Annotated in this window: 20 protein-coding genes and 1 pseudogene; 7 read left to right on the top strand and 14 right to left on the bottom strand. The window is 62.7% G+C overall.

The window, feature by feature from the left end:
• Positions 1 to 38 precede the first annotated feature (38 nt).
• The 9 genes and pseudogenes from VME63_RS17270 to VME63_RS17230 form a co-directional block, all read right to left on the bottom strand.
• Entirely contained in the window at positions 39 to 854 is an 816-nt protein-coding gene (locus tag VME63_RS17270; protein ID WP_325434628.1) for a DUF4123 domain-containing protein, read from the bottom strand.
• Entirely contained in the window at positions 851 to 2977 is a 2127-nt protein-coding gene (locus tag VME63_RS17265) for a type VI secretion system Vgr family protein (protein ID WP_325434626.1), read from the bottom strand. Before VME63_RS17265 ends, VME63_RS17270 begins: the two co-directional genes overlap by 4 nt.
• A gap of 98 nt (positions 2978 to 3075) precedes the next feature.
• Positions 3076 to 3558 carry an Hcp family type VI secretion system effector gene (locus VME63_RS17260; RefSeq protein WP_325434624.1) on the bottom strand — a complete coding sequence of 161 codons (483 nt, stop codon included), beginning with the start codon at positions 3556 to 3558 and terminating at the stop codon, positions 3076 to 3078.
• A gap of 355 nt (positions 3559 to 3913) precedes the next feature.
• Positions 3914 to 4410 (bottom strand): annotated as a pseudogene (locus VME63_RS17255) (integrase); the annotation flags it as partial.
• A 195-nt stretch (positions 4411 to 4605) separates the two neighbouring features.
• On the bottom strand, positions 4606 to 5511 hold the full coding sequence (locus VME63_RS17250; protein WP_325434622.1) for a hypothetical protein: 906 nt from the start codon (positions 5509 to 5511) through the stop codon (positions 4606 to 4608).
• Positions 5512 to 5514: 3 nt separating this feature from the next.
• Complete coding sequence (locus tag VME63_RS17245; protein WP_325434620.1) at positions 5515 to 6129, bottom strand: hypothetical protein; 615 nt, start codon at positions 6127 to 6129, stop codon at positions 5515 to 5517.
• A gap of 38 nt (positions 6130 to 6167) precedes the next feature.
• Complete coding sequence (locus VME63_RS17240) at positions 6168 to 7268, bottom strand: DUF2235 domain-containing protein (RefSeq protein ID WP_325434619.1); 1101 nt, start codon at positions 7266 to 7268, stop codon at positions 6168 to 6170.
• Positions 7269 to 7713: 445 nt separating this feature from the next.
• Complete coding sequence (locus tag VME63_RS17235; RefSeq protein WP_325434617.1) at positions 7714 to 9087, bottom strand: FAD-containing oxidoreductase; 1374 nt, start codon at positions 9085 to 9087, stop codon at positions 7714 to 7716.
• Positions 9088 to 9202: 115 nt separating this feature from the next.
• Entirely contained in the window at positions 9203 to 10288 is a 1086-nt protein-coding gene (locus tag VME63_RS17230; RefSeq protein WP_325434615.1) for a sensor domain-containing diguanylate cyclase, read from the bottom strand.
• A 448-nt stretch (positions 10289 to 10736) separates the two neighbouring features.
• On the opposite strand from VME63_RS17230, the gene VME63_RS17225 reads away from it, so the two are divergent.
• Positions 10737 to 11618, top strand: a complete 882-nt coding sequence (locus VME63_RS17225; protein WP_325434613.1) for a LysR family transcriptional regulator — start codon at positions 10737 to 10739, stop codon at positions 11616 to 11618.
• A 19-nt stretch (positions 11619 to 11637) separates the two neighbouring features.
• On the opposite strand, the gene VME63_RS17220 is transcribed toward VME63_RS17225, so the two are convergent.
• Positions 11638 to 12306, bottom strand: coding sequence for a peroxiredoxin-like family protein (locus VME63_RS17220; RefSeq protein WP_325434611.1), 669 nt, complete (start codon positions 12304 to 12306; stop codon positions 11638 to 11640).
• 237 nt (positions 12307 to 12543) lie between these two features.
• On the opposite strand from VME63_RS17220, the gene VME63_RS17215 reads away from it, so the two are divergent.
• Complete coding sequence (locus tag VME63_RS17215) at positions 12544 to 13506, top strand: AraC family transcriptional regulator (protein WP_325434609.1); 963 nt, start codon at positions 12544 to 12546, stop codon at positions 13504 to 13506.
• A gap of 60 nt (positions 13507 to 13566) precedes the next feature.
• Here VME63_RS17215 and VME63_RS17210 read toward each other — a convergent pair whose 3' ends face one another.
• Complete coding sequence (locus VME63_RS17210) at positions 13567 to 14103, bottom strand: carboxymuconolactone decarboxylase family protein (RefSeq protein ID WP_325434607.1); 537 nt, start codon at positions 14101 to 14103, stop codon at positions 13567 to 13569.
• A gap of 276 nt (positions 14104 to 14379) precedes the next feature.
• Between VME63_RS17210 and VME63_RS17205 the strand changes: the two genes are divergently transcribed.
• Both VME63_RS17205 and VME63_RS17200 read left to right on the top strand, forming a co-directional pair.
• Positions 14380 to 15135 carry a glucose 1-dehydrogenase gene (locus VME63_RS17205; RefSeq protein ID WP_325434606.1) on the top strand — a complete coding sequence of 252 codons (756 nt, stop codon included), beginning with the start codon at positions 14380 to 14382 and terminating at the stop codon, positions 15133 to 15135.
• A gap of 516 nt (positions 15136 to 15651) precedes the next feature.
• Positions 15652 to 15945, top strand: coding sequence for a hypothetical protein (locus VME63_RS17200; protein WP_325434605.1), 294 nt, complete (start codon positions 15652 to 15654; stop codon positions 15943 to 15945).
• Positions 15946 to 15989: 44 nt separating this feature from the next.
• Here the strand turns inward: VME63_RS17200 and VME63_RS17195 are convergent, their stop codons facing one another.
• Both VME63_RS17195 and VME63_RS17190 read right to left on the bottom strand, forming a co-directional pair.
• Positions 15990 to 16796: a family 1 encapsulin nanocompartment shell protein gene (locus VME63_RS17195; RefSeq protein ID WP_325434604.1), complete on the bottom strand. Its 807-nt coding sequence runs from the start codon at positions 16794 to 16796 to the stop codon at positions 15990 to 15992.
• Positions 16789 to 17829 (bottom strand): Dyp-type peroxidase, encoded by a 1041-nt coding sequence (locus tag VME63_RS17190; protein WP_325434602.1) that lies wholly within the window; start codon positions 17827 to 17829, stop codon positions 16789 to 16791. Before VME63_RS17190 ends, VME63_RS17195 begins: the two co-directional genes overlap by 8 nt.
• Before the next feature lie 394 nt (positions 17830 to 18223).
• Here VME63_RS17190 and VME63_RS17185 point away from each other — a divergent pair, with 394 nt between their 5' ends.
• Positions 18224 to 19840: an MASE1 domain-containing protein gene (locus VME63_RS17185; protein WP_325434600.1), complete on the top strand. Its 1617-nt coding sequence runs from the start codon at positions 18224 to 18226 to the stop codon at positions 19838 to 19840.
• A gap of 13 nt (positions 19841 to 19853) precedes the next feature.
• Here VME63_RS17185 and VME63_RS17180 read toward each other — a convergent pair whose 3' ends face one another.
• Positions 19854 to 20039, bottom strand: coding sequence for a hypothetical protein (locus VME63_RS17180; RefSeq protein ID WP_325434598.1), 186 nt, complete (start codon positions 20037 to 20039; stop codon positions 19854 to 19856).
• A 403-nt stretch (positions 20040 to 20442) separates the two neighbouring features.
• On the opposite strand from VME63_RS17180, the gene VME63_RS17175 reads away from it, so the two are divergent.
• Together VME63_RS17175 and VME63_RS17170 are read left to right on the top strand one after the other, a co-directional pair.
• Positions 20443 to 21270 carry an SAM-dependent methyltransferase gene (locus tag VME63_RS17175; RefSeq protein ID WP_325434596.1) on the top strand — a complete coding sequence of 276 codons (828 nt, stop codon included), beginning with the start codon at positions 20443 to 20445 and terminating at the stop codon, positions 21268 to 21270.
• Positions 21271 to 21475: 205 nt separating this feature from the next.
• Positions 21476 to 21748, top strand: coding sequence for a hypothetical protein (locus VME63_RS17170; RefSeq protein WP_325434594.1), 273 nt, complete (start codon positions 21476 to 21478; stop codon positions 21746 to 21748).
• The last annotated feature ends 24 nt before the right edge of the window (positions 21749 to 21772 follow it).

Below are 21772 nucleotides of genomic sequence, written 5' to 3'. Positions count from 1 at the left end.
CCGTTGTTTTGGTGCGACACATGTGGCGACCCGATCCGTCAGGCGCTCCGTTTGCTGGCAGCTGCGGTCGCCCACTCCCGGATCACCTGGGGTTGCCCCTCACTCGCTGCTCGGCGAACGACCTCCGGAAACGTCTCGGCGGCCAACGCACCCCCGCGCGTGCGCCACACCGCTTCATTCACGGCCACGTGGATGCCACCGTGATTGATGCCGTGCTGGTGAAGCCACTGATGCGCCCGTTGGGTCCAGGTGTGTCGCTCGGCCAGGCTGCCGAGGTTGGACAATGATGGATTTGCCGTTAGCGTGGCCTGCAGCAGTTCGTGGTAGCGGCACTGCCTCAGGAAGGCTCGGAGTTGTTCGGGTGAGAAGTGCAAGGGGGGCGCCGACGATTCGCCGGCCCAGCCTAAGGGCACCGTGAGTTCCAGAAAGGTTTTATCGGGCGCTACCCACGTCCATCGCGACACGGGGCCCAACAAGCCGTGCAATTGGGCGGGTGTTGCCACGTGGCTCAAGGCGTACAGCGCGCGGGTATCGGCAAAGCGCAGAAAGTAACGCCGAGCCGCTTCATGCGATGTTGCCAGATAGCGCAGTTGGGACAGATGCGCCACCAAGGATTCCTGAGTGCCTCGGTGGAACAGAAGGCTCGTGGCGAAGCGGCGGCTGTCTTCGGCATTGATCAGACGGTTAGCGAATGCCAGCGTCTCGGTGGTTTCGGGGATAAGGATCGGCCCCACGCGAGCGGCATCGCCGTCTAAGTCGCTGTACAGATACACCGCTGCGGATGTGTCCAATACGCTGATATCGACAGCGTGCTCGGCCAGGATCGCCCCATCGAATAGGTAGGTACGATTCATGCGGGCACCAACCCGCCACCCATGGCGGCGGCATGGAGGAAACACTCCAGGCAGAAATCACTATCGGCCCCGACATTTGGGGTGCCGCGTATGCCGAACAGGTTGCCCGTACCCTCGCCCTGCATCTGGACCGGGCCTTTAAAATGGATGGCCACACCTTCGAGCGTGATGCCACCATCGTCGATCCTGATGGTGCCGCCGGGCCCTCGGATGACGGCGACTTCGCCCGCTTGCAATTGATACCGCTGCGTCTGCCGCTCGATGCTTTTTCCCGCGCTTAGCTTGTGGTGGCCTTGCACGGTGTGTTCGACATGGCCGCCCACCTCGATGAGGTGGTTGGCCGTGGTCTGGTCCTTGCGGTGATTGCCTACCGTTTCGACGCGATCCTTGCCAATGCTTAGCGCGTGGTTGCGCTCGATGCTGAGGAACGCGTCCTGCCCGATCTGGTGGCGACGGTCTTTGCCAATGGTCACCTGCTCATCGTTGCCCACGCTCTCGGTGCGGTCGTGGCCGATGGTGATCGTTTCGTCGTGCTCGACGTTTTCTTTGCGGTCGTGGCCGATCTGCGTCGTTTCGTCGTGGTTGACGACGATGTTCTGGTCCTTCTGCGCGTGGACGAAGATTTCTTCCTGATCTTTTTCGTCCTCGAAGCGCAGTTCGTTGTAGCCCTTGCCCTTGTGGGTCTGGCTTTTGATGGTCATGCGCGTTTTGTGGCGTGGCAGGACGTAGGGCGGCGGATTCGTTGCGGGGTAGGTACGGCCGGTAATGATCGGCTGATCGCAGTCGCCGTCCACGTAGCTGACGATCACTTCCTGGCCGATCCGCGGGATGGCCATATGGCCCCAGGCGGCACCGGCCCAGTTCTGGCTGACGCGTATCCAGCAGCTGCTGTGCTCGTCGTTGTTGCCTTCGCGATCCCACGGGAACTGTACTTTCACGCGGCCGAATTCGTCCGTGAAAATTTCTTCGTTCTTGGGACCGACGACGGTGGCCATTTGGGGGCCGTCGATGCGCGGCTTCGGGTGCAGCGGGGCCTTCCACTCGACGCGATCGGGAATGATCTGCGCTTCGTAGTGGTAGTGGGTGCCGACCGTGGCGTCGGCAGCATCCTCTTCCTGGCTGGTGGTCTGGGTGCCGGTGTGCACCATGCGCACGGTGCGCCAACCGCTGTTCCAGTCCTCGCGCGGGTGGCCTTGCAGGTCAAACGCCAGGCCGGGTTGCAGGCGTGCGTCGTCGCCTTCGACGAGAGCGAGTTGCGCATCACGACGCAGGGCCAACAGACGCGTCTGCGTGAAGGGCTTACCGGCTTCGTCCTGTTTGTAGCGGCCGGGGTAGTCGTAGCGCTCGTAGTCGCGGCCTTGATGATCGAGGTTGACGCCACTGCTGGTATGGCTTTGACCGTACCTGGGGTGTTTGAAGGTGTAGTCCTTCTGGGTTTGCGCGGCGGTCCGCACCTGCTCGGAGTAACGGAAGGACCACAGGCACGGTTCGTCCTGATCGCCACCGGGCGTGGCGTTGCAGGTCACCGGACCGCCCGGGATGACGCCGTGCGTATACAGCATGTCGCCCTGAATCAGGCGATGGCCATGCTCGCTATGGGTGAATGCGAAGTACAGACCTTCCTCGGCGCTGAGGCGCGCCAGGAAGTCCAGATCGGTCTCACCTGGCTGCACGCAATATTCGCGCGGCAGGTGATCTTTGAAGAGGCGCTGCTCGGTGTCGGTGATGCCGGAGCGCTTGAGCACCGTTTGCAGAATCTGCGGCACGGTCTGTTGCTGGAAGATGCGCCAGTCGCTGCGTAGGCCGGCACGCGCAAGCTGCGGCTCCATCACGGCGCAGTAGCGGGTGCGACGATGGCCGGTGGTCCCCTGTTCAAAACGCGATACCAGACCGTGGACATAACGCACGACCTGTTCGCCGAGCCACAGGGTGAACAGGTAGGGCTGGTCGAGGACCGCACCGAAATCGATGGCGGAATCGGTGCTGGATAATTCCAATGTCAGCGCGAACGGTTCGGACAGGGCCTCGCACAACTCAAAACTCACGACATCAAAGGCAGGGAGCTTGGTCCTGCCGCCGGACGTGGCGGCGAAGGTGAAACGCAGATCGGATTGACGCGGCATGGAGCCTCCTGGCGAGCCGTGATACGGCATTCGATGGTCCTGAAATCCAACGACAGCGCGGCCGGTGGCCAGACGGATCGCGCTGTCCCTTCACGTGCTTAGGCTTCCATCGGCTTGCGCCAGTCGTCCGATGCCTCGGTGCCAGCGATGGCGTGCGTCCAAGAGATCTTGCGGTAGGCCAGCGCCACCTTGATCGGCTGGGTGTAGTCCGACTTCGACGCATCTTGCGCGTGCGGCAATACGGTGGTGATGTCGACGATGGTGGCGTCTTCGAGCTGGGTGGTGAAGAAGTGCTCCTGCTTGCCATCGACCGAGGTGCGGAACCACTGCACTTCCACCTTCGGCAGCATTTCACTGGAGGCGAGCGACTGATACATCGGCGGCTTGTGCACGCGCTGGCCCGACGGCTGGCCGCTCTGCGGATCGGTCGGTGTGGTGACGCGGTGCTCGATTTCCTGCACCAGGATCTGGTCTTCGTGACCTTCCACGTAGACGTTGCCGACGGAGTCGGCGGTGAAGGCCCCCTCGGTGATATTGCCCTGGGTCTTACCGGTGATGCTGATATAGGCGGGCGTTGGCATAACAGAGGTCCTTTGTTGTCGCGGCGGACCGGATGGCCGGCCGTGCCATCCGTGGGGGGATGACCATGGGGCTATGGGCAACTGCCGTGCCAACGCGGCACAACATCATCCAAGATATTGAATATAAAAGGATTAAAACAGGATGGGGCGACATGTTGTCGCAGTGACATGCGCACTTGCTACAAGAAACGCCGCATTTTTCGGGGGAAATCGGGCAATGGATTGCCCGTTTGTTTTCAAGATGCTGATTTTATTGAAATCGGACCGGGCAATGGGTTGCCCGATCGGGCAACCCATTGCCCGATGCCCTTTTGTCACCCAGCAAGAGCATTCTTGACATCGATAGAATTCATCATCAGGCGCCGTCGTCCCGTAACCGCGCAGCGGGATTGTCGGTGACCCCGCCGGCATGGAAATAGCCGATCACGCCGGCTACGACGTGGGGCTCGGTCATCGTCATCAGCGCCACACTGCGGCGACCGCCTTCGGTGATGAAGCCTGAACGCAAGCTTTGCCCAGCGAAGTCACCCTCCAGCTTCGCTTTTGCCGCACGCCGTTGCACGATCGCACCGACCGCCACAGGGGGAGACCTTCACCGATGCGTGTCTTCCATAAGCGGCGAAAAATCGGCCCCTCGGTCAGTCCGGATGCGACGAGCCAAGCGGTCAGCGCATCGGCTGCCGCACCCGCGATCGGCTTGTCTGGCGTCGACTGGGTGCTGGAGCCCGCCTGCTGCGTTTTGCTGTGCGACAGGTGGTAAACGTACACGCGCTCCTCCAGTCGCCGCAGGTCGCGCAGATCCGCGGCGGCCACCTCGCTGCGTCGCCGGCCGCCGCTAGCAAAGGCATCGCAGGCAGCGCGACATTGACCACGGTGCCGTCGATGAAAGCGAGGCTGGAGCCAAGAATGGCCGCCAACAACGTCCAGCGCCGAGACGACCGCGCACAAGGCGCGGCGATGGCCCCGTACAGAATGACGCCGTCTTCGCAGGGAGGTTTTCCGATCTGGCTCATGGCGTGGGCAAGGATACGCCGATGCGCCCATCGGTCACCAATTCACATCCGTGGACTGATTTCCAGCTGATCTGACCTCGTCGGTGGTTGTCGCCTGGGTGTCCCAGTTGTGCTTTGGTATCTGGTAGTTCGCACGGTTGGGGTGCCCGTAGTGGTTTGTCGTTCCCGGCGGATGCGTTCCATACGAATACACCATGTGGGTCGAAGCCACGGCGTTCGTCAGCGTGGTCTCGGTGGCGGTGCGCCAGTCCGTGGATGCGCCATGGTGGTAGGCGGTGATGGCACACAACGAAAGATTCGCAGGTAGGTTGGGAATGCGGTCGAAGGCGCAGTCGCCGGGTAAAAGCATGTGGGTTGCATCGCTCGATGGATGGCGGATCAAGACGATCGCCAGGCCGGAATGATTTCGATCTTCCCGGTTCGTATGTGCCGGAAAGGCTGCGCACTTGCGAATGTCGATGGCGAAATCGGCCCCGACGGCGAACGACTTGGCCTGATCACCGATCGACTCCGGCCAGCATTTGGCGTTGGGGAGCTTGGCCGCGAAGCGGGCCGCCTGCGGCGAAACCCACTGGCGCGGCACCAGCCATTCGCATTGCTGCGCGGAAGGGTTTTTCTTGTTGGCCGACCAATAATGATCCTTGTCCCAATGCGTGAGGATGATGGGCAGATAGCTTGCGCCCGGTTTTACGGGAAGCCGCGTCGCCGTGCGACTGGGAGTGCCGTTGTCCGGATGGTATTCATTGCCGCCATAATCGACGTAACAGAAAACGTCGTCGTTTTGATCGCGCAGGCCGACGCAGTCGCCCTGCCCGACGTCGAACACGCGCACGCCGTTGATACCCGTGACGCTCGCGTCGATCAGTTTCAGTGTGGCGGTGTTTGCCGTCGTGGGAATGATGGTTGCCACATCGGAAGGTGGCGCGGTATTCGTGGCCATGTGTCAACTCCTGAGCGGCTGATGGATGGGGTACGTGAACCCGGCGTCTTTCGACGGTGCCTGGGGGTAAGGCGGCGGCGTCGGTCCTCCCCGGTCGCCCCATTGCGCATCGGGCACGAAATCCACATTGAATACGTTCGCAAGCCAATCGCGCTCCAGCTGGGTAACCTCGCCGTACCATCGCAGGTAATGCTCCTGCGCCGCGATCAAATCAAAATCCGGTGCCACGACCACGGGCAATCCGTGGAATGAGCCCAATTCGATACGATGCCAGGATCCCTCTTGCAACGGCTCCATGGCTCCGTCTTCGTCCTCACGGTGCGTGAGCAGCAATACCGTTGCCAATTGATGGGGGTCCATGCCAAGCAGTTGTCTGCGTCGCTTGTTTGCATGCTCGATGTTGTTCCGTTCGCAGGGTTCCGTGCGCCAGTCCAGATCAAGAAAATAATCGCGGCGCACGCAATCGAGCCAGACGCGATGCGTGGGCTCATACAAGGACGCTTCGCGGCGCCTCGTCAAAATGCCGGGCCAATATTCCGGAAGCCCGGCGCGATCGTCCAGCCTTTTGCCGTCCAGCGCGTCGGTCGATTCGACGAACGCGTAATACAGGCCGCGCACGCGTGCGTAGCCGGAGGTCTCATCAGCGAGGTTCGTGTTCATGACGCAACCCCCGGGTTGTCAGGTTTGTACGCGGCGCCCATGCGCTCTTCGCGCTGATGGACCGTGCGATGGATACGCTCATTGCCAAACTGCGTCTGGAATACCTGGCGCTTCAGCGCCCTTGTCAGCCGATAAATGCCGCTGCGGGAATCGCGCATGGTTCCTTCGGGGTTGGCCAGGTACTTGGCGAGAAATGCTTCGTCAAACGCGAGCCCCAGCTTCTTGGCGCGATTTTTCATCGAATGAAGCGCAATGTTGGCAAGGCCATCGGGGTGATAGCCGCCGCCGATGTTGGAATGGACGCCCGCGTACCAGACCTGCTCCATGCGTTCGCGCGACACCGATTGATCTGGGCGCCACAAGGTGGGCGCAAACTGCTTGCGTCGCTCGTCCAGGGCCAATGCATGGAAAGCGTGCTCGACGATCGGCGACAGGCTGACATCATGGAACCGATGCAGATGGCGGGTGAGGACGTTGAGAATGCCGACGGGAATGCCAAGCGCGCCGACGGTATCGAAGACACCCAGAAAGCGGATGCTGATGTCCCGGCAACCGTGCTTTTCCCGAAATGCCGCCGCGTCGGCCTGCTTGCGATAAAGCTCATACGCTTCCGGGCTGAAAAACAGATGCTCCTTCGGCAATACGCCCACTTTCGTCAGCAAGCCGACCAGGCTGCGCGCGGTGAACGCACCGCGGCTGAAACCGAAGATGAAGATCTCGTCCCCGGGCTCGTAGTTGAGGCACAGGAACTGATACGCCTGGATGATGTTGCGGGAAATGCCATAACCGGTCGCGCCCTCGACCCACTTGGAGATGCCCCAGTGGGTACCGACGCCTTTGTCGTAAAACGACACTTGCACTTTTCCCGTCGCATCGCGCGGCAGTACTGCACGGATCAATTTGACGACATTGGTCGGCTTGCGTTTGCCAAGGCGGTCGCCTTCGGGCGCTTCTTCCGATGAATCAGGGCACGCCTGTCGCAAAAGACGGGCCCATAAGCTTTTACGTTCGCCCTTGTCACGTTGATCGGGCGTGTTCCACGTCCCATCGCAAGCGAGAACGATCCGCTTGGCGGCATCTTCGGCCGGACGATTCATATCTTTGGCCCCTTGCGATAACCATGTGAATCCCCTGCCCGGCCGGCCCTGGCCACATGCGTCCGCTGTCAAAGGCATCTGGCCGTTTAGCCCCCCAAAAGGCTACGCCAGCTGGATCGGTCCATCGTTACATCCCGCGGGGCGGCCGAAGGATATACGTCACCTGCACACGTCGGACTCATCGTACCGCTGCGGTGCCTTCGAGGTATAGCGCGTCGCGTACATGTCGTTCGCTAGCCTTCGGGATGCTTGCCGATGCCTTACGGATTGGGCAACGGCTCCCGGAGTTCTTTCTTCGTGGCTATTGTCAGCGGTCGCGCGCGCCGCGTTCACGCCGGGTCCGATGAACGGCCAGGCGCGGTGTACGGCCTCAATCGCCTGCACCCGGACCGTACCCTGCCCTCGCCGTTGCTATGGGAGCAATGAGCCATCCACTGGCGCGTTGCTAAGGCGCTTTCAGATCCTGCAAGGCGGTCGGCAGCAGTTCGGCTACGGTCGGATGGATATGCACCGCGTGCGTTACGGTGCTGTAGGGTGCCTTGGCGTACATCACGTCGAGCAGGCAGTGAATGGCCTCGTCGCCATTGATGCCAAGGATGGTCGCGCCGAGCAGGCGTTGAGTGTCCTCATCGACCACCACTTTCATGAAGCCGCGTGTTTCACCGCGCTCGACTGCGCGCCCGACGCGCGCCATCGGGCGCACGCCGACACGGATCTTGTGGCCTTTCTGTAGCGCGCCGCGTTCGGTGAGGCCCACGCGTGCCAGGGGTGGATCGGTAAACAGTGCGTACGCCTCAATGCGGTCGCTGATGCGTCGCGGCTCGTTGTCCAGCAGATTGGCGGCGACGATCTCGTAATCGTTATACGAGGTATGGGTGAAGGCGCCCTTGCCGTTGCAATCGCCCATGGCCCAGATGCCTTCAACATTTGTGCGGCATTGGTCGTCGACCATGATGTAGCCACGCTCGTCGGTGGCAACGCCGGCCTTGTCCAGGCCCAGCATGTCGGTATTGGGGCGGCGACCGGTCGCCATCAGCACATGCGTGCCGCGCACCTCCAGGCGCGGTTGCGCGCAACGCGCCACTACGCTCACATCGCCGGCGCTGCCGCCCAGTTCAATGCATTCGGCCGCAAGATGCACCTCAATACCCTCGGCCTGCAGCAGGTCGAGCACGGCGGCGGATACTTCCGGATCCTCGCGCGGCAGCAGCCTCTCGCTGCGCTCGACAATGCTCACCTGCGCACCGAAGCGGCGGAACATCTGGCCAAATTCCAGGCCGATGTAGCTGCCGCCGACGATCAACAGATGACGCGGCATCTCGCGCAGATCCATCATGCCCACGTTGGTAAGGTATGGCACGCTGTCGATGCCCGGAAAGTCGGGGATGGCGGCGCGGCCGCCGACGTCGAGGAAAAACTGCTCCGCTTCGATACGCATGTCGCCCACGCGCAACGCCCTGGGCGATTCGAACGTGGCGTGCCCGCGGATCAACGTGACGTTGCGCATGCCTTCGAGCCATTTCTCCACACCCGTGCGCGAACGCTCGGAAATACCGCGCGTGCGTTGCCAGACGCGATCCATGTCGACGTTGATATCGCCGCCTGTTACGCCGTAATCGGATGCGCGCCGGGCCATGTGCGCGACGTAGGCGCTCGCCACCATGGCTTTGGTGGGAATGCAGCCGGTGTTGACGCAGGTGCCGCCCGCGAGCTTGCGCTCGATCACGGCCACCTTGCGACCCGATTCGCCAAGGCGCGCGGCCAATGAAGGGCCCGCCTGCCCCGCGCCAATGACTACCGCATCGTAGCGTTCGCCCATCCTGTCCGCCCCAGCAACCGGTGAAGGGCGACTATAAGGGACGCTACGTACATTTCTTGCAAAGTCCGGCCCGGCCATGGCCGGATGCAATGCGCCGGCAGGCGCAAGCAATTGTTCAATCGATCACCGGCCACTCGTAGCGCGCGATGACCTTGGCCGCTGCCATCTGCGCGACCAGATTGTGCTTGCGCAGGCGCTTGATGGTGCTCATGGCGGCGTCGGCGCGGTTCAACAGGTCCTCGGCGTTGCGGCATCCCGGTTCGGCCACGGCGACGCCGACGCTGGCACCGTCATAGTCGATGAATACCGAGTCGAAGCGAAAACGTCCGCGCGTGGCATGTTCCAAACGCCGGGACAGCGCCGCGCCGGCCTCTTCGGCCTTGGTCCGCGCCTCGACCGCCAGCACCACGAATTCATCGCCGCCCACGCGCGCGGCCAGGTCGCTGTCACGCAGCATGCGCCGCAGCCGCTTGGCCACGGCCTGCAGGAACTGGTCGCCGATGTCGTGCCCGAAGCGGCCGTTGATCGGCTTGAAGTCGTCCAGGTCGATAAACGCCACGATCAGCGCCTGATCGTCCTGCTGGGCAGCGAGGCGCCGCTGCATGTCATCGAGCAGGGCGCGCCGGTTGGGCAGTTCGGTCATGCTGTCGATCAATGCCGTCCTGGCCAGAGTGCTGTTGGCCTGCTGCACGGCCATCGCCAGCCGTTCCCGCTCAACCTGCTGGCCGATCAATTGCGCAAACAGCGTCAGCACGTGCGTGGCGGTATCGGTGAGCGGCTTGCGTTCGTCGCTGGCCGCGCACAAGGTGCCGAACAGGCCGCCGCCCTTGGTGCGGATCGGCGCGGCCAGATAGGTGGCCAGCCCAAGCGTCCGCGCCACGGTGCAATCACCCCAGCGCCCCGCGACATCGTCCGTATACGAGCGCCCTTCGTCCAGCGCGCGCTTGCTCAAAGTGTCCGCCCACGGTGCCGACAAGCCTTCCGGCACGGTCAGGTGCTGGGTATTGCGCGCATACAACACCTGCAGGATCCCGCTCGCCTCATCCAGACGCGTCAGGTAGGTCGACTCCATGCCCGTAGCCGTTTGCAGCAGTTCCAGCAGCGGCCGCGCCAGCGCCTCCAACGCGTGCGCATGCGCCACCGCGGCGGCCAGTGCACCAAGGAAATGAGCGGGAACGGCCGTGCGGGTGACATGGTTCATACCACTGGATATCGGCGGTTTTACGACGGCCTGAAGTCGGCCTATTCGGAGCCTTGCCCATGTTGCCAGCCCGGGACCGCGCGTCGCTCCGGCTGCGGCACGGGTCGTTGTGCAGTCCGGGGTATTTTTAACTTAAATTAAAATATAAGGTTACTTATTTAATTATTTGATTATTTTAATTTTAATTGCTGTTGCGTCACTGCACGAAGGTCAAGGGAAGACGTCGCCGATCGGTCTTTACGCCGGTGCTCCAGCGCCCTGGCCAGTCACCTGGACCGTCCCCGCGCGTAGCATCCTCCCGCCCCTATCTCCGATCTGCGCTTGCATCGGTCCTGATCGGGCCATTCCGGGCCGACATCGAAATGCGCGGTGACGCTGCCCATACCAATGGCCGCGCGCAGCTATCCTTAGGTTTTCGGAACCAAGAGCCATGGACCGATTCACTGTCATGCAAACGTTTATCTGCGTGGTGGAAACGGGCTCGTTTTCCGCTGCGGCGAGGCGTTTGAATGTCGGCCAGCCGGCAGTGTCCAAGTCCATCGCGCAGTTGGAAGACCGGCTTGGCGTGCGGCTGATCCTGCGTTCCACCCGCGGCCTTACGCCCACCGATGCAGGCCAGCAGTATTACGAGCGCGCCAAGCGCTCGATCGAGGAAGCCAACGAAGCCGAACTGCTGGCGCGCGGCACCGGCAAGGGGCTGTCGGGCAAGCTGCGCGTAAGCGCGGCGGTCACCTTCGCCAGACTGCACATCATTCCAAGTTTGAATACGTTTCTTAGCGCGCATCCGGATTTGCAGATCGACGTCAGGCTCGACGACCGCAACATCGATCTGGTCGAGCAAGGCATCGACGTGGCCCTGCGCATGGGCTCCCTGCCCGACTCGAACATGACCGCACGGCATCTCGCCCAGTCGCGACGCTACGCCCTGGCGACACCCGCCTATCTTCAGGCGCACGGCACTCCGGTCACGCCAGCGGAACTGGCGCAGCACCAGATCGTGGGATACAACCCCAGCGGCGGCCATACCGCGTGGAATTTCCAGCGCGGCGACACGGCCGCGTCCGTGGTGGTCGCCGGCCGTGTCCAGGTATCGGCCGCCGAAGGCTTGCGCGCGGCCGTGCTGGCGGACATGGGTATCGCGATCGCCTCGGAGTGGATGTTCGCCGCGGAAATCCGCAACGGCGATGTTGCTATCGTGCTCGGCGACTGGACGTTGCCGCCCATCGACCTGTGGGCGCTGTTTCCCACCGGGCGCATGGTGAGCGCCAAGGCGCGCGCGTTTGCCGACTTCGTGGAGGCGACCCTGAAGGAGATCGCCTCCACGGCGTAAGCGCGGCAACCTGCGCAGGTCAGGCCATGGCGTACTGCTTGAGCAGCGGCAGCAGGTCTTCCGGCTCGGGGCGATGCGTGTAGTCGGGATTCACTTCCGCGTACACGATGGTGCGGTCTGGCGCGATGACATAGCGTGCTGGAATGGGCAGCGTCCAGCTATCGTCGCCGTTGAAAGCCGGCAGGTTGTTCTTCAACCGTTGATACAGTTCCACCAGATAATCGGGCAGCGCGTAACGCAGGCCGAAGTCGGCGGCGGTCTGATTGTTCGGGTCGCTGAGAATGGGGAAATCCAGCTGATTGACGCGCTCGGATTTCTGGCTGTTGACCGCCAGCTGCGGCGAGATCGCCACCAGGTTGGCACCCGCTTCGCGAATCAGCGGCAGCGTGTTTTGCAGTGCCTGCAGCTCGAAATTGCAGTACGGGCACCACACGCCGCGATAAAAACTCACCACCAACGGGCCGCTGGACAGCAGCTCCTGCGACGAAACCGCGTGTCCGTGCGCGTCGCGCAGAACGAACGAAGGTGCGACATCGCCGGCCTTGGCGGCACGGCCGGCCTGGCCCGAGGCAATCAGGTCGGCGGTCGCGCGTTCCATGATGGGGTGAATGTCGGTCGGTGCGTTGTACGGCGGCTTGCCGGCGCGGAAGTCGGCCTTGAAGGCGTCTAATGTGGCTTGCAGAGACATGGCGGTAAATTCCTTGCGTTGAGGTGTCACCATGGTCGGTACGCAGCGTGGCGTGGAGAACCCGCCGCATGCGCATAGCTCTCATTCCCGCAAGGAATCGGTGTAGCGTTCCGCGATGTTTGCCTCGGCCACCCGTGCGAAGCGGCTGGAAAGCAGACGCATTTTGCGAAGCGATTTGAGCATGTTAATGTCATATTAATTCACATATATGCTTGTTCGTGTCAGAGGAGGTTCGCCATGTCGGTGCCCCAGGATTGGTTGAGCCGTTTGCTGGACATCACGCCGGTGCGCGGGCAGCTCGATCTGCGCTGCCAGTACGGTGCGCCATGGCGTATCGACCAGGACGCATCGGCCGCTGGCGAAATGGCTTATCACGTAGTACTCCAAGGCGCCGCTTTGCTGGAAGATCCAGACGGGGGACCGCCAGTGCAGATAGGCGCCGGCGACATCCTGCTGCTTGCCAACGGCCAGGCGCACACACTGCATGACGGTAGCGGCAAGCGCGCCAGGCGGCCGGTGCAACGCGCGGCCGCAAACGTGGTCTTCAGCGAAAACAGCGGCCACGGCGCGCGCCTGGACATGCTGTGCGGCCGCTTCGTGCTGTCTGCCCCGCATGCGCGCCTGTTGCGCCGCTACCTGCCCACACACCTGGTGGCACGCGGAACCGCCGAGGCGGCGAAAGAAGCCCGCGAGACGGGCACGCAATTGGCGACGCTGATGGCGCTGATGCGCACGGAAAGCGGCGTCGATTCCCTGGGCGGACGCGCCATGCTCAATGCGCTGTCCACGGCGTTGTTCGCACTGACCTTGCGCTTTGCCAGCCAATCGCGCGAGGCGCCGGCGGGCCTGCTGGCCTTGGCGGGGTATCCGAGGCTGGCTCCCGCGCTCGAAGCGCTGTTCCACGATCCGGGCCAGCCTTGGACGCTACCGCTGCTGGCACGCAAATGCAGCATGTCGCGCGCCACCTTCGTGCGCTTGTTCCAGGAAAAGCTCGGTTGTTCGGCCAGCGACCTGCTTACCGATATCCGCATGACGCTGGCCGCCAACGCGCTGCGCACGTCGTCCGCATCCACCGGCGCGGTAGCCGAAAGCGTGGGATATCAGTCCGAGGCGGCGTTCCAGCGTGCATTCAAGTTGCACATGGGTATCACGCCGGCGCAGTGGCGCCGTGCCTCGCAGCGGCAGGATGACGAGGTATAGATTGGTAACCGAACGAACGGGAGGGAGCGCCATCGTCCTGGCGCTCCCTTGATGACGCACTTACTTTACCGCCGGAAAATCGATGGCGGTATCGTTGATGCGATTGAACACGTTGGTGAAGACGGTCAATGTGATAGCCAGGCTGATGTCTACCAATTGCGCATCGGTGTAGCCGGCCGCCTTGATCGCGTTGAAATCCTGTTCGGAAATCGTGCCGGAGGTGGTCGTCAAGGTGCGCACGAAGCGGGCCAGTGCGTCGCGCCTGGCATCGCCGGTCGACTCGCCGGCACGGATCTTGGCCAGCACGTCGGGCTTGATGCCCGTCATCTTGCCAAGCAGCGAGTGCGCGGCCACGCAATAGTCGCAACCGGCGACCACGCTGACGATCAACTTGATCGTTTCCTGGTCCTGCTTGCTCAGCGAGCCGGCGGCGAGCACGCCATCGGCCTCCAGCACCGCTTTCAGCGCGGCGGGATGGAGCGAGCCGATCGCGGCAAAGGTATTGGGTACGCCGCCTGCGGCTTTGCGAATCTGCTGGAAAATTTCCGCAGTGGCACCAGTGGCCGATTCGACGGCTGGAGTAGAAATGCGAGACATGGGTGACTCCTGTTGCGTTGAGGTGGAGTCACTATAGGTCGCTCAATTGAATCTTTTAATGCTAAAAGTACTTTTATACATGCTTTAAAGTTTCACCATGCATCACTCGGCGCGGCAGGTGTTCAGGCACGCCATGGCAAGCGCCTATGCCCTCCCTCGCCGATGCCCTATTCCGTCGGCGAATAATGCGTATTCCCCGCAGCTTTCTACTTAACGCGCACAGACTCGTCCAAAGTGCGTTCCGTCAAACCTTTCCCACCATGACGGAGTCCCACCATGAATACCCAAACGCAAGTCGTTTTGATCACCGGCGCTCTGACCGGCATCGGCCGCGCCACCGCCATCGCGTTCGCCAAAGAAGGTGCCCGCCTGGTGGTAAGCGGCCGACGCGAAGAAGCCGGCTATGCACTCGCCGATGAACTGCGCGGCCTGGGCGCGCTAGTGGAATTTGTCCGCGCCGATGTGCGCTTCGAAGGAGAAGTGCGCAAGCTCGTCGATCGCACGGTCGAACGCTTCGGCCGCCTCGATGTCGCCGTGAACAACGCCGGCACCGAAGGCGATCTGGGGCCGGTGGCCGAACAAAGCCCCGAAGCCTACGAAAACACCTTCTCCACCAACGTGCTTGGCACCTTGCTGTCGCTCAAGCACGAAATGCGCGTGATGCTGGCGCAGGGTTCGGGCTCGATCGTCAACCTGTCGTCCATCGCCGGCCAGGTCGGCATTCCCGGTGCATCGATCTACGTGGCCAGCAAGCATGCGGTCGAAGGTCTGACCAAGAGCGTGGCGCTGGAAGGCGCCGCCGTGGGAGTGCGCGTCAATGCGGTTGCCCCGGGCCCGGTGGAAACGGAGATGTTGAACCGCTTCTCCGGCCGCGACGAGCAGGCGAAGGCCAATTTCCTCAATTCCATGCCAGCCAAGCGCGCCGCGACGGCCGACGAAATTGCGCAGACCATCGTGTTTCTCGCCAGCGACAAGGCCCGCTATCTCACCGGCCAGTCGATTGTCGTCGATGGCGGCTACACCGCGCAGTAAGCCATCTTGAACGACACCCATCATGAAGCTGAAACGCCACGCGATGGCTTCATGATGGGCATGGCATGGAAGGCTCTTGGCAGGCTTTAGGCCGTGGCCTGACAGGCCACATGCGCGGCGCCGTATCCAGTTTCCACTGTCTACGGCGCCGCCCCGGCCATCGAAAATCGCACAACGTGCCGCTGCCAAAGCGAAGCTGCCCCTGCGCGGCGCGATCTGACTGTATTGCGCATCACGCTTGCGTCGACCGATCTCCGCCGCGTTCGGCTGGCGCGTCAAATAGCCAACATGCGCAGGGCGGCGCTTTCACACGCTGACGAAGATTTGGCGCAAAACAGGCGGTTTCGCCGTTGCGCTTGCCGCCCTCTTGCACCGGCATGAAAGTGCTTGCGGCTGCCATGATCGGGCTTCCTTCAAATCCGTGATGCGGCGCACATTCCAGCGCGGACGGTGGCTCGGCGCGTGCTTGCTGGCCGACATGGTTCAAACGTCCTCGCAGTCGGAACGGATAAGAAAATGGAACAGATCGTCGAATGTCTCATAGCCGGTGGCCCCCACCATGGCGTGTTGCGCAGGCAACTATGGGATCCGCACTATCAGGCCCCGCCCGCGCTGGCCTCAGGCGACGGCAACGTATGCACGGCAGCCGCATGCCGCCACATTGGTGCCTGCGGCAATCGCTTTCTGCTGGTGCATCCCCGGGCGACCGGCGCGCAGATTCTCGCCATGATGAGCAGGCTCAGTACGCTGGTTTCTACCGCAGCGTTCGCCCTGCCCGACTTCGGCGCGCGGTGCTCCAACGTCGCATGACTTACGAAGCCCGCACCATGGCAGGCCAGTGATCCGGTGCGACCTTACGTGCCGCTGGCGGTCAACATGACCGCGGCTTCGGCAGTCAGCTGCAGGAAGGTGAAGCTTTCCTGCAAGTACAGTTGCACGACGCGATCGTTGTGGCTTAAGTACCCGACGGAAAAGTCCTGGCCCAGATGCAGTTCGAAATCACCGCCACGCGTGCTCATCAGCACGCCACCTTCAAGCGCCGGCGCCCAGATGATGCCACCCTCCAGCAGATGCTCGATGTCACGGGCCATCGGATAGCCTTCGTTCGTCGCTCCGCTTACGTTGGTGTATGGCTGCTCACCCAGCAGTAGTGCGTACGGACCGTTGACGCCCGCGTCGCGCAGACGACCGAGCCCCTGCGCGACGGCGGCGGGATAGTCGCTCATCGTGGCCGGCAGCGCGATCGAGGTGTTGCTGCTGCCGCGGCGAAGGCCGGTCAGGCCTGCCGCTTCATAACCTTCGAAGATCGCGCCGTCCTCGGCGAAGGCGATCTTGCGCGCGGCGTCCTTGAGCGGTTGCAGGTCCGGATCGTTGGCGCCGCGCTCGACCGAATCGATCGCCTCGCGCGACAGCTCGAACGGAACACGCAGCTCCACCACCGCCTTCACCTCGCGCAGCGCGGCCTGCACGCCATCGGCCGGCGGCTTGATGGGGTGTTGGTGGCCGGTGCCCAGTGCCGAAAACGCAGGGCCTTTGGGCCCGATCACATCCACCACCCGCCGCGCGGCCAGATGGCGCTTGAGCGTCCTGGCGGCCTCTTGCTCGATCTGCGTCCATGCGCTTTCGGATACCGGCGCCAGTTCGCGGTGAAGATTATTCATGGGAGGGTTCTCCTTTGAGCGAGCCGACGCCGAGCGAACCATCCACGGCCTGCTGCGCGGCTGGCGTGGCGCTGTCTGTTGCCTGGGCCTTGGCCGATGCGCCCGACACGGTCACATCAGCCAGGAACGTAGCGGAGGGTACGAAGAACAAGGCGCCGGTCGCCGCCTTGCTGACGTCCAGCAGGCGATCGTAATTGCCCGGCGGATTGCCGATGAACATGTTGTCCAGCATCTGCTCGATCCGCCGCGGCGAACGCGCGTAGCCGATGAAATAAGTGCCAAACTCGCCGCGGCTCACGTTGCCGAACGGCATGTTGTCGCGCACGATCTGCAGTTGTTCGCCGTTCTCCTCGATGTTGGTCAGCGCGTTGTGCGCGTAGGCGGGTTTTTCCGCGTCGTCCAGTTCAATGTCCGAAAGCTTCTTGCGCCCCACGATGCGCTCCTGCTGCTCCACCGGCAGCATGTTCCACGCCTTGAGGTCGTGCAGGTATTTCTGCGTGATCACGTAGCTTCCGCCGGCAAAAGCGGGGTCTTCGTCCCCGATGATCGCCGCGTCGATAGCCTCCTGATCGATCGGGTTCTCGGTACCATCGACGAAGCCGAGCAAGTCGCGCTCGTCGAAATACTTGAAGCCGTGGACCTCGTCGGCCGTGGCGATGGCCTCGCCGAGCCGCGACATGATCTCGTTGGCCAGCTCAAAGCACAGGTCCATGCGCGCGGCGCGGATGTGGAACATCAGATCACCGGGCGTGGAGACCGCATGGTGTACGCCGCGAATTTCGCGAAAGGGATGCAGCTCGGCCGGCCGGGGCTGTCCAAACAGCCGGTCCCAGGCCGCGGAGCCAAACGCCATGACGCAGGACAGCCGGCCGTCGGGGTCGCGAAAACCCACCGCGCGCAGCAGCGACGGCAGGTCGGCGCAGAGCCCTCTTACCGTCTGATCGTGCCGAGGCCCGGGTTGCAAGGTAGCCACCAGGAAGATGGCGGCTTTGGTGAGCTTGGCGACAACGGGCTGCGCAACAACGCAAGACACGATCGATCCCTCACGCCTGGGTTACCGCACAAAGGTCCCTTCATCCAACGGAGCGGACCGCGGCGGACAGTATGCCTAAGAAGCAGGCCCGTGAAGCGCCGCCGACCCCACTGGCGCACGCTGGAACGGTTCGTGCTTTGCCTTGTGCGTCACTTCAGGACGTCCATTTGCCCATGCAACGCTCGCCCAATTCACACAAACCGGGGGTCTGGCCGATATCATTGGCAAGGGAGCTTCGCAGGGGCATGGGTGCATCGTATGGTGGCACCGCACGCTCGTTATCGGGGCTTGTGCCGAACCCGGGTGCCATATCAAGGATGTGTCATAAGCACTTGAATTGCGGCGCAATCTCAAATCAGGGGATAGGGCAATGAGGAATGCACCGGGTTTATCCATGCTCCGCCAGGCCGCCGTGGCGCTGGGCTATGTAGCCGTCTACGCCTTGATCCGCCCTGTCTCCGATGCCCATTGGGAGCTGCTCTCGGGCCTGCGGCTGGCCCTGCTGTTGCTGATACCCTACCGCTATTGGGCAGCGCTGGCGGTGGGTGACACGATCACCAGCGCCTACCAGAGCAGCCTTTCCGTGGCGCAGTTCGGGCTTGGCTGGGGCCTGGCGAACGCGGTGCCCTTCATTGCCCTCGCCATGCCGGTGGTATGGTTTTGCAGGGAAAAGCTCGCGCTGTTTCCGTCCAGGCAGCTGGTGAACTTTCAGACCCTGCTGCTGTGCACGCTGGCCGTTCCCATGGTGTGGGCGCTGGCCAACTACGCGGCCATGTCGCTGGCGAAAAACCCGGGCGTGGCCATTACGCCCATCCTGGTGGTGTATCTGTTCGTCGGTTCCTATGTGGCGCTGCTGACGACCATCCCCTGGGTCATCATCGCCAAGTTGGAATATCGCTCCGGCATGCTGCTCAAGCGCCTGCGCGGGTTCGTCAAGAGTTCGATGGCGCTCGACGCGGCCGGCATCCTGATCCCCTCGCAATTGATCCTGTCGTGGCTGACCCTGCACGGCAAGGAAGACAAGCAGGTGTATTGCTTGTTCATGTTCCTGCCGGTGGCGTGGCTGACCCTCAAGCACGGCTGGCGCGCCGCCGTGATGGGCGGAACGATCGTGGTGGCCTGCATCAACGTGCTGATGAACTACGACACGCCCGACCCCATGGTGCTGCAGGTGCAGTCGATGATTGCCTTCGCCATCACCTGCCTGATCGCCATGGGTGCGCGCATCTCCGCGCTGCATCAGCGCGAGGCGCAGGAACGCGTGGACGTCGAGCAGGCGATGCGGCTGGCCCGGCAAAGCCTGCAGGTGGGCGAAATGCGCCTGCGCCAGGCGTCGGAAACGCTGGAATACGTGTGCGGTGAAATGCAAGTCACGCAAAACCGGCTGCTCAACCGCTTCCGCATGATGCTGCCGGCGAACGAAAGCCAGATGTATTCCAAGCAGGCGGCCACCGCACAGGAAAAAATGTACCAGATCGCCGATGCCATGCATCCGATCGCCTGGCGCCGGCGCGGCCTGCGCGCGGCGCTGCGCGAAAACCTGGGACGCGCCCTGGATGAAGCAGGCATCGCCTACAACTATCAGGTCAAGGGACGCGGCTTCGGCGCGCATGCGGCGAACCTGCACACCATGATCTATCGCCTGGCCTGCGAATCGGTGGTGTACATCTGCGCCAACGTGCGCTGTTCGGACGTCCAACTGACACTGCGCGGCGTCGATATCGATGGCAACCGCCTGGTGGTGCTGCGCATCGCGGGGCACCTGGACGGCGCCACGGAAGACAGCACCTTCTTCAGGCAAGGCCAGCGCGATCGTCTTGCGCACAAGCTTGGGGTGACCGGACTGGACCTGGTCGAACTGCGCGACCACGTGCGCCTGTTCAACGGCCAATTCCATGTTCGCCCGAGCGACAAGACCCTGCAGCTGACCTTCTTGCTGCAAGATGTGGCCGAACAAGAGTGGGAGCAGAACGTGCCCGCCCCCACTCCGATGCGGCTATGGGCTAGCTAGCCCACGCTGGGGATCAATGTCCTCCCGAGCACTGCAGGACGTTGGTGCAGCCGGAGCTGGTCAGCAGCTCAAGTAGGCTGGTGCTTTGCGTGCCCGAGGTGCTGCTGGTGGTACCTGCTGTGGTCGTCTGCGCGGACGCAGCGGAAGCGAACAGGGCGCAGAAGATGACGGCCACGACGTAGACGGTTACGCGCTTCATAAGATTCACCTATTTTCAAGATCGGGCGGCATTGCCCACGCCGATCTTGCAGTAAATCAATGGATTGCAATGTGATCTGCACAGGCTTATCAGCGCGGAACCCGGGGGTGGGGGGCTAATCGGCCGAGGGGTCGGATGCAGCGCGCCGAGCCGCGCCTGCACCGGGGCGCGGCACGGGATTGGGGGTGAGTCAAAGCCGCCTTTTCGGGCAGGCGATGCCCTGGTCAGCAGAGGCGTGCCGATCTCGTTGCGCGGCGATCCTGAAGATCGGTTCGCGCCAATCGATCCAATCGACCAATCCGCGCGGATGGATGTTCCACTGCTCGCGCGCTGAACATTTCAAACAGCCTGCATCAACCTCGCGCACGTACGCCGCACACGGAAATTGCCCTACTATCGCGCCATGCATACACCCGATTCCGCATCACCGAACGACATCCGCCGTGGCAGCGTCGCCTGCGTGGGCATTGGCATGACCCTGGGCTCCCACCTCACGCCCCTGGCGCGCAGCTATATCGAGCAGGCCGACGTGATCTTCGCAGGACTCTCCGACTGTTTCGTGGAAATGTGGCTCGAACGCATGCACCCGGACGTGCGCAGCCTTCAGCCCTACTACAAAGAGGGCAAGTCGCGCATGAAGACCTACCGGCAGTGGGTCGAGCTGATGATGACCGAGGTACGTGCCGGCAAGCGCGTCTGCGGCGTGTTCTACGGGCATCCGGGCATCTTTGCCTGGTCGCCGCACAAAGTCATCGAAGTGGCCCGCGCCGAAGGCTTCCAGGCGCATATGGAGCCGGGCGTTTCGGCCGAGGACTGTCTTTACGCCGACCTCGGCATCGACCCCGGACGTTTCGGCTGCCAGCACTTCGAGGCCAGCCAGCTGCTTTTTTACGAGCGGCGCATCGATCCCGCCGGACACCTGGTGCTGTGGCAAGTCGGCGTCGTCGGCGACCGCACCTTGGCGCGTCAGGGAACGGCACCGGCATACCGGCAGTTGCTCGTGGACTTGCTCAGCCGCCACTATCGGCTAGATCACGAGGTGATAATCTACCGCGCAGCAACGCTTCCGATCGAGCGGCCGCGCATTCGTCGCGTGGCCCTGAGCGACTTGCCTCATGTTCCGCTGACACCCGAAGAAACCGTAGTACTGCCTCCTGCCGAACCCTTGAAGCTGAATGTCGCCATGCGCGAGCGGCTGGAGGCGCTGGATAAGGCAAACGCCTCGGCATGAGGCGCAAGGTGCAATGACAGTCATATAGGGGAAACATCTTTCGTGCGGTGCACGCCTGAGGCATAGGCGACTGTGGCGACATGCCGACCATCACCGCAATGGCGATGACGGCTCTCATCGGACCTCCATGAAGCTGGCCTGCGCATGGCATCATCCTTGCAGAGCCCAACTGTTTGACCACGACCACAGAACCAGGGGAAGACACATGACAGATACGATTGAGTTGCTGGAAGCCATCGGTCGCGATGCCTCGCTGCGACACGCATCGGCGGAGGAACTGACCAAGGTACTTGCCCAGGCTCACGCATCGGAGGCCCTTACCGCGGCGGTAGCGTCCGGCGACACCATGCAGCTATCCAAGGAACTGGGACACAAGCACATGGATCCGCCGCAGTTCACGCAGATCCCGGGTCATGAGGAGGAGCCGGAGCACGACGAAGACGACGAAGCGCCTCCCGCGCCGCATAAGGACAAGTAATCCTCAGGCCGATGGACCAAGTAC

This window comes from Dyella sp. (assembly GCF_035503745.1).
In the GTDB taxonomy this organism is placed as follows: domain Bacteria; phylum Pseudomonadota; class Gammaproteobacteria; order Xanthomonadales; family Rhodanobacteraceae; genus Dyella_B.
Note: the sequence above shows the minus strand (reverse complement) of the source record. Positions and strands in the feature narration are given on the sequence as shown.

Coding starts and splice junctions, on each gene's coding strand:
- VME63_RS17270 (WP_325434628.1), bottom strand. CDS start 854: ATGAATCGTACCTACCTATTCGATGGGGCGATCCTGGCCGAGCACGCT.
- VME63_RS17265 (WP_325434626.1), bottom strand. CDS start 2,977: ATGCCGCGTCAATCCGATCTGCGTTTCACCTTCGCCGCCACGTCCGGC.
- VME63_RS17260 (WP_325434624.1), bottom strand. CDS start 3,558: ATGCCAACGCCCGCCTATATCAGCATCACCGGTAAGACCCAGGGCAAT.
- VME63_RS17250 (WP_325434622.1), bottom strand. CDS start 5,511: ATGGCCACGAATACCGCGCCACCTTCCGATGTGGCAACCATCATTCCC.
- VME63_RS17240 (WP_325434619.1), bottom strand. CDS start 7,268: ATGAATCGTCCGGCCGAAGATGCCGCCAAGCGGATCGTTCTCGCTTGC.
- VME63_RS17235 (WP_325434617.1), bottom strand. CDS start 9,087: ATGGGCGAACGCTACGATGCGGTAGTCATTGGCGCGGGGCAGGCGGGC.
- VME63_RS17230 (WP_325434615.1), bottom strand. CDS start 10,288: ATGAACCATGTCACCCGCACGGCCGTTCCCGCTCATTTCCTTGGTGCA.
- VME63_RS17225 (WP_325434613.1), top strand. CDS start 10,737: ATGCAAACGTTTATCTGCGTGGTGGAAACGGGCTCGTTTTCCGCTGCG.
- VME63_RS17220 (WP_325434611.1), bottom strand. CDS start 12,306: ATGTCTCTGCAAGCCACATTAGACGCCTTCAAGGCCGACTTCCGCGCC.
- VME63_RS17215 (WP_325434609.1), top strand. CDS start 12,544: ATGTCGGTGCCCCAGGATTGGTTGAGCCGTTTGCTGGACATCACGCCG.
- VME63_RS17210 (WP_325434607.1), bottom strand. CDS start 14,103: ATGTCTCGCATTTCTACTCCAGCCGTCGAATCGGCCACTGGTGCCACT.
- VME63_RS17205 (WP_325434606.1), top strand. CDS start 14,380: ATGAATACCCAAACGCAAGTCGTTTTGATCACCGGCGCTCTGACCGGC.
- VME63_RS17200 (WP_325434605.1), top strand. CDS start 15,652: ATGGAACAGATCGTCGAATGTCTCATAGCCGGTGGCCCCCACCATGGC.
- VME63_RS17195 (WP_325434604.1), bottom strand. CDS start 16,796: ATGAATAATCTTCACCGCGAACTGGCGCCGGTATCCGAAAGCGCATGG.
- VME63_RS17185 (WP_325434600.1), top strand. CDS start 18,224: ATGCTCCGCCAGGCCGCCGTGGCGCTGGGCTATGTAGCCGTCTACGCC.
- VME63_RS17180 (WP_325434598.1), bottom strand. CDS start 20,039: ATGAAGCGCGTAACCGTCTACGTCGTGGCCGTCATCTTCTGCGCCCTG.
- VME63_RS17175 (WP_325434596.1), top strand. CDS start 20,443: ATGCATACACCCGATTCCGCATCACCGAACGACATCCGCCGTGGCAGC.
- VME63_RS17170 (WP_325434594.1), top strand. CDS start 21,476: ATGACAGATACGATTGAGTTGCTGGAAGCCATCGGTCGCGATGCCTCG.